General features: G+C 70.8%; 5 protein-coding genes. 2 read left to right on the forward strand and 3 right to left on the reverse strand.

The annotated features are described in order from the left end of the window. Positions 1 to 226: 226 nt before the first annotated feature. Positions 227 to 673, reverse strand: coding sequence for a MarR family winged helix-turn-helix transcriptional regulator (locus tag ABD335_RS02445; RefSeq protein ID WP_344320349.1), 447 nt, complete (start codon positions 671 to 673; stop codon positions 227 to 229). Then, positions 670 to 1,149 carry a MarR family winged helix-turn-helix transcriptional regulator gene (locus tag ABD335_RS02450; protein WP_344320350.1) on the reverse strand — a complete coding sequence of 160 codons (480 nt, stop codon included), beginning with the start codon at positions 1,147 to 1,149 and terminating at the stop codon, positions 670 to 672. Before ABD335_RS02450 ends, ABD335_RS02445 begins: the two co-directional genes overlap by 4 nt. A 499-nt stretch (positions 1,150 to 1,648) precedes the next feature. Between ABD335_RS02450 and ABD335_RS02455 the strand changes: the two genes are divergently transcribed. After that, complete coding sequence (locus ABD335_RS02455; protein ID WP_344320351.1) at positions 1,649 to 3,190, forward strand: MFS transporter; 1,542 nt, start codon at positions 1,649 to 1,651, stop codon at positions 3,188 to 3,190. A 30-nt stretch (positions 3,191 to 3,220) separates the two neighbouring features. Here ABD335_RS02455 and ABD335_RS02460 read toward each other — a convergent pair whose 3' ends face one another. Continuing rightward, positions 3,221 to 3,982: a PIG-L deacetylase family protein gene (locus ABD335_RS02460; protein WP_344320352.1), complete on the reverse strand. Its 762-nt coding sequence runs from the start codon at positions 3,980 to 3,982 to the stop codon at positions 3,221 to 3,223. Positions 3,983 to 5,009: 1,027 nt separating this feature from the next. On the opposite strand from ABD335_RS02460, the gene ABD335_RS02465 reads away from it, so the two are divergent. Continuing rightward, a complete protein-coding gene (locus tag ABD335_RS02465) occupies positions 5,010 to 5,909 on the forward strand; it encodes a hypothetical protein (protein WP_344320353.1) in 900 nt (299 codons plus the stop codon). The last annotated feature ends 91 nt before the right edge of the window (positions 5,910 to 6,000 follow it).

Raw genomic sequence — 6,000 nt, forward strand, 5'->3', positions numbered from 1 at the left:
CGGAGCACGATGCGGCGAGCAGCGTGAGAAGGGGGGACCGCGCCCGGTTCGCGTCGGTCGTGGAAAGATCCGCGGCCGGCTGCGCGGGCGCGGCATCCGGCACGTGATCCGGGAGAAGAAGGACCACAAGGACCGGTACAAGGAGCGCCGCACCGTCGAGCGGGGGATCAACGAGCCGAAACAGTCCGGACCGTCGCCACCCACTCGTGATGGGCGAGACGGAACCTCAGGCGCCGGCCAACTCGGTGTTCGCACGCTCCGTGATCAGTGCCAGCACGCGGCCCGCGATCGCAAGGTCCTCGGCCGGAATACCGGCGTACAGCCGGGCGGAGATCTCGGCGGTCTCAGCGGTGGTGCTCTCGTACAGCTCCCGTCCGGCGTCCGTGAGCCGTAGCCGGGACGCCTCCGTCGGGTCCTCTTCCAGCAGCTTCATGGCCGTCAGCTCCTCGATTGCGCCGCGCACGACCGACGCGTCGACCTTCAGCGAGCCGGTGACGTCGCCGACGAGCTCGTCCCGGCCGATGGACTCGCCCGCGACCACGACGGCCCGGAGCGTCACACTCTGGTGGAACGTGGCGCCGTGGCGGGCCAGCACGCCCTCCAGGAGGGCACGCCCGGCATGGTGCGCCAGTGCTATGACCCGGCCATTGACCGTGGGTGCGGCGGTGGTCATGACTGCTCCTCGTCGTCGGTGTGCGGATCAAGAGGCGCGTCGAGCAGGGCCGTCAGCTCACGGGTGAACCGCCGTGCGCGCGGGCTGTCCTGTCCTCCGAGCGGCTCCAGCAACTGGTCCAGCAGGCCCTGGACCACCTTGATCGCGCGGCGTGTGACGTCGCGCCCTTGCTCGGTGAGCGACAGCTGCATGGCGCGCGGATCGTTCGGGTCCCGGGTGCGGGCGACGAGTCCGGCGGCCTCCAGGGCGCGGGCGAGCTTGGAAACGTACAGCGGTTCGAGCCCTGTGTGGTCGGCGAGTCGACGCTGACTGGGGCGCAGCCCGGAGCGCCACATGCCGTACAGCGACGCCATCAACGCGTACTGGGCATGGGTCAGGCCCAAGGGTGCGACCGCTCGGTCGACGGCCACCCGCCACTTCATCGACAAGCGCCAGACCAGGAACCCGGCCGTGGCGCTCTCGGCTGCTGAACTCACCCGGAATACAGTACATGGATACTATGTACATGGCTACTATCCTCCCGTGGGCATCCGAAGTCGAGGTCACGATCGGGGAGACGCAACCCGGTCGCGATCGAGCCTCGATCCGTCGGAGGCGAGCGGGCGGTGATCACCACGGGCGCTCTCCTTCCCGACTCGTCGCGCCGGCGGCGGGCGCGCCCGGTCGGCTTGGCGGGCAGGCGCATGCCCTCGGCCCCACCCGGGCGCGCGGCCGGGACGGTGAACTCGGCGAGGTGCGCCCGGAGTTCCGCCCTGGGCGGGGTGCCGTCCCGCGTGCCCGATCACGCCCCTGCCGTGGGCCTTCCCGATAGCCTTCACCCGGACGGTGTTCCCGCCCCTGCGTCGGATACGACCCGGACACTCACGTCCTTGCAGGCCAGGGGCGCCTTTGCCGATCGCCTCTCAGATCGCCTCGATCGCTGGACATCCGAGGTCGACTCAACGACCAGACACCACCGATGGGAAGGCTCCCAACGTGCAATCCGACGCCGCAACGACTTCCGGAGCGGTCACCGAGCCGGGCACCATGCCCGGGCTGCCCTCCGGCTACCGCCCCTGGCCCGCGCTGTGGGCATTGATAGTGGGCATCTTCATGATCCTGGTGGACTCCACCATCGTCTCGGTGGCCACCGACGCCATCTGGGGGGACCTGAAGACCGATCTCAACTCGGTCATCTGGGTCACCAGCGGCTACCTACTGGCCTACACCGTGCCGCTGCTCCTGGCCGGCCGGCTCGGTGACATGTTCGGACCCAAGCGCCTCTACTTGATCGGTCTGGTGACCTTCACCGCCGCCTCGGCCTGGTGCGGTGTCTCGCACACCGTGGAGATGCTGATCGCGGCGCGTGTGGTGCAGGGTCTCGGTGCCTCGCTGATGGCACCGCAGACGATGGCCGTGATCACCCGAACCTTCCCGCCGGACAAGCGCGGTACCGCCATGGCCCTGTGGGGCTCGATGGCCGGGGTGGCGATCCTGGTGGGACCGCTGGCCGGCGGCATCCTGGTGGACGGTCTCGGCTGGGAATGGGTGTTCTTCGTCAACGTTCCCGTGGGTGTGATCGCCTTCATCGCCGCGATGGTCCTGGTGCCGAACCTGCCCACTCACCGGCATCGGATCGACTACCCGGGAATCCTGCTGAGCGCGCTCGGCCTGTTCCTGCTGACCTTCGGGTTGCAGGAGGGGCAGCGACACGACTGGGGGCACATCCGGGACATCGGGCCGCTGCCGATCACGGTGTGGGGACTCATCATCGCCGGCATCGTGGCACTGGTGGTGTTCGTGTGGTGGCAGTCGCGGGCGGCGGAGCCGCTGATGACGCTCACCCTGTTCCGGGACCGCAACTTCACCCTGTCCAACCTGGCCATCGTCTGCATGGGCTTCTCGTTGACCGGCATGTCCATCCCGCTGATGCTGTTCGCGCAGAAGTCCATGGGGCTGAGCCCCACACGCGCGGCCCTGCTGCTGATCCCGTTGGCCGTGCTCTCCGGGGCGTTGGCGGCACCGGCGGGCAAGCTGGCCGACCAGGTGCACCCGCGCCACTTGACCGGCTTCGGCTTCGCCGTCACCGCCGCGGCCCTTGTCTGGCTCGGTTTCGCGGCGCACGACACCACCCCGGTGATCGAAGTCCTGGCGCCGATCGCACTGATAGGCGTCGGCAGCGCCTTCATCTGGGGCCCGCTGACCGCGACCGCCAACCGCGACCTCCCGCTGCGGCTCGCCGGCGCCGGGTCCGGTGTGTACAACATGACCCGACAGGTGGGTGCCGTGCTGGGCAGCGCCGCGGTCGGGGTGTTCATGCAGCACCAGATCGAGAGCAGGTTCGAGCAGTTCGCCTCCGCGTCGCCGACCGGGGCGGGCGAGGGCGCCGCGCAATCCACCGGGCCTCTGCCCGAAGTGCTGCGCGGCCCGTTCGCCGAGGCGATGGGGGCCAGCGTCCTCCTGCCGGCCGCCGCGCTGGCGATCGCCTTCGTGGTGGTGCAGTTCTTCGCTGCACCGAGTCACCTGCGACGCACGTGACCGACGGCCCCGCCGCCACGCACCCTCACGTCACGGTGACACAACCGGCACCTCGCCGTCCCGCGGTCGGGTGGGTGGAGTCGGGCCGGCGGCAGCGGCCGCGTCCGTGATGATGCGCTTGTACGCCTCGGCGTATTCACGTCCGAGGGCCGTGCCGTTCCCGCGCATCCGATCGATCACCCACTGGACGTCCGTGAGCGGATCCCGGGAGCCGCGGAATTGACTGCGGTGAGCGAGGATGGCCGTGATTTTGCGCTCAGCGGTGCGACCGACGTCGATCAGGAGGTCGGTGTGCTCGTGGCCCGGTACCCACACCTCGGCCACCCGGTGCGCGGGTAGCCCCTCGGCCAGGAGCTCGGGGAAAGCACGGGGGTTGCGCGCGTAGGGATAGACGGCGTTCAGCGCAGCCTGCCCCACGGCCAGGTGGTCGGGGTGTGACGCGCCGATCGGGAACTGCAGCGACCGGAGCGGTTGATGGGTGAGGACGAGGTCGGGGCGATGCCGGCGGATCTCCCGGGTCAGCGCCAGTCGAAGCTCGGGCGTGTCGGCGAGCGACCCGTCGGGGAAGCCGAGGAACGCGACGTCGGCGACACCGAGTACGCGCGCGGCCTCCCGCTGTTCCGCGTACCGTGTCGCGACCAGTTCCTCCGCCGGTTCGTCCGGGTCTTCTCCGCCCTGCGCACCGTCGGTCACGACCACGTAGGTCACTCGCGCGCCCTCGTCCACGAGACGGGCGACGGTGGCCCCGAAACTGAACTCGGCGTCGTCGGGATGGGCGGCGATCACCAGCACTCGCTGGAAGCGGCGGGGTAAGGGAACGGGAGGACCGGCCTGGGACACGGGTGACATGGCCAAAAAATACACGCGGTGACTGTCCCTGACGAGCCTTCGGCTCCGCTCCGACCTTCGGTGCGGAGGGACTGCCGGCCCGACACCGCCCCACGACCTTCGAGAACTCCCGTCGCGACGACCTCGACGGCGATCATCCCGCTCACCAGCGCCGGGGCCCGGCCCGCCGCAGCCCGGCCCGCCCGGAGGAGATCGCCCACCACCTCGCCTACGCACCGGCCGGCGCCACCGCCGCACCCGAGGGCACGAACTCCCGACATCCGGGACAGGCTAGGAAACACGGCTCTGACCGGCGACGACGGCGAGCTGCGACGGGAGTGCCGGCCGCGTGCGGCCCGCCCCCGGAGGCTCTCCGGGGCGGGTCCTGGTGAGAACCGTCATCGCGAGGGCACCGAAGACACCGGAGTCCGGCCGGGTCGTGACGACCGTGATCGTCCAGTCGGTCGGCGGGGCCTTCGGTTTCCTCCTCGGCGTCGCGTACCGCCCTCGCCGGCCGGATGTCGAGCCACCGGCCGACGGTGATGCCGGCGCCAGGTAGGTGCCGACGCCGACCCCGTGGTGCGCGGGAGAGTTCGGCGCGTGCCCCCTCCGTCGTCTTGACGGTCCGGGCGAGCCCGGTGGGGGCGCACTGATGGAGCCGGAGAAGACGGACGTCTCCAGCCCGGAGTTCGACGCCCGGCCGGCGGAGTTCGAGAAGGCGGTCCTCGACCACGCCGAGCGGCCGGTCTCGGCCCGCCGTGCGGCCGGCCGAGGCCCCTCCCCACACGGGGAACGGAACCGAGTGCGGTGCCGTCCCGGCCGTGGACGGTACCCGTCACCGGCTTCCCCGGCCACGGCGGAACCCTCCTCGTGTACGGGCGCCTCCGGGGACGCCTCGGGGAGAACTCCGGGCGATTCCGGATGGAACGCGCCTCACGGCACCGGGACCCTGGCTCTCGGAGGAGAAAGCCAGGAGACGGGGGTCCCAACCATGCGAAAGCACCTGTCCGTAGCAGCCGTCCTCGCCGTCGTGGCCGCTTTCCCGCCCGCCACGGCTCATGCGGAGGACGAGAGGTCGCGCACTGTCCTCGCAGCGCAGCGGTGCAGCGCGCCGCCGCTGCCTCCCGCGGACGAGCCTCTGGTCGTCGACCCGGGCAGCGAGAGCGCCCCGGCCGGGGCGTCATGGCCGGTCGTGGACCGGGCCACACGCGAGCGGGTCGTCTCCGGCGTGCGCGGATTCGTCGCCTGCATCAACGCCGGGGACCACCTGCGCGCGGCCCCGCTGCTCACCGCGAACTTCGTCAGGAACTTCATGGGGCAGACGAGCTACCGCCAGGTCCCCCGGGTACTGGGCGGACTGCGGATCGAACGCCTGCGGATCGGGGAGATGCGGCAGTACGCGGACGGCAGTTTCACCACCGAGCTGACCTACCTCGCCTACGGGCACCAACTGGCGCGTGCCCGCATGACGTGGTGGCCGGACCGGGCCGACGGCTTCCTCAAGCTCAACCGGCTCGACGCGCTCCCCTCCCCGGTGCCGCACGCGGCCGAGGAGGTGAGGGTGGAGATGGGCGAGTACTTCTTCCGCATGGACCGCACGGTGATTCGCGCCCCGCACGGGAAGGTCGTGCTCAGGCTGGAGAACGTGGGCGAGGAACGGCACGAGGCGATTCTGCTCCGGCTCCCGGAGGGCGCGGTGGGGGCGGACCTGTTCAACGGCAGGCTGTCCCAGGAGGACGTGGTGACGATCGCCCAGGAGAACGGCGGCAGCGAACTGTCCCTGGTGGATCTCGATCCCGGGGTGTACACGCTGGTCGACTTCATACCGGCCCCGGACGGCAGGCCGCACGGCGAGCACGGTCAGACCGCCCAGTTCACGGTGGTCCGCTGACGGCGGAGCACGCCCTGTCCGGTCCGCGCTCCCCGCCACGGCGCCTGTGTGCCCACCACACACGGCTCACCACACACGGCCCGAAGCGGGC

Source organism: Streptomyces macrosporus, from assembly GCF_039533145.1.
GTDB classification, from domain to species: Bacteria; Actinomycetota; Actinomycetes; order Streptomycetales; family Streptomycetaceae; genus Streptomyces; species Streptomyces macrosporus.

Coding starts and splice junctions, on each gene's coding strand:
- ABD335_RS02465 (WP_344320353.1), top strand. CDS start 5,010: ATGCGAAAGCACCTGTCCGTAGCAGCCGTCCTCGCCGTCGTGGCCGCT.
- ABD335_RS02445 (WP_344320349.1), bottom strand. CDS start 673: ATGACCACCGCCGCACCCACGGTCAATGGCCGGGTCATAGCACTGGCG.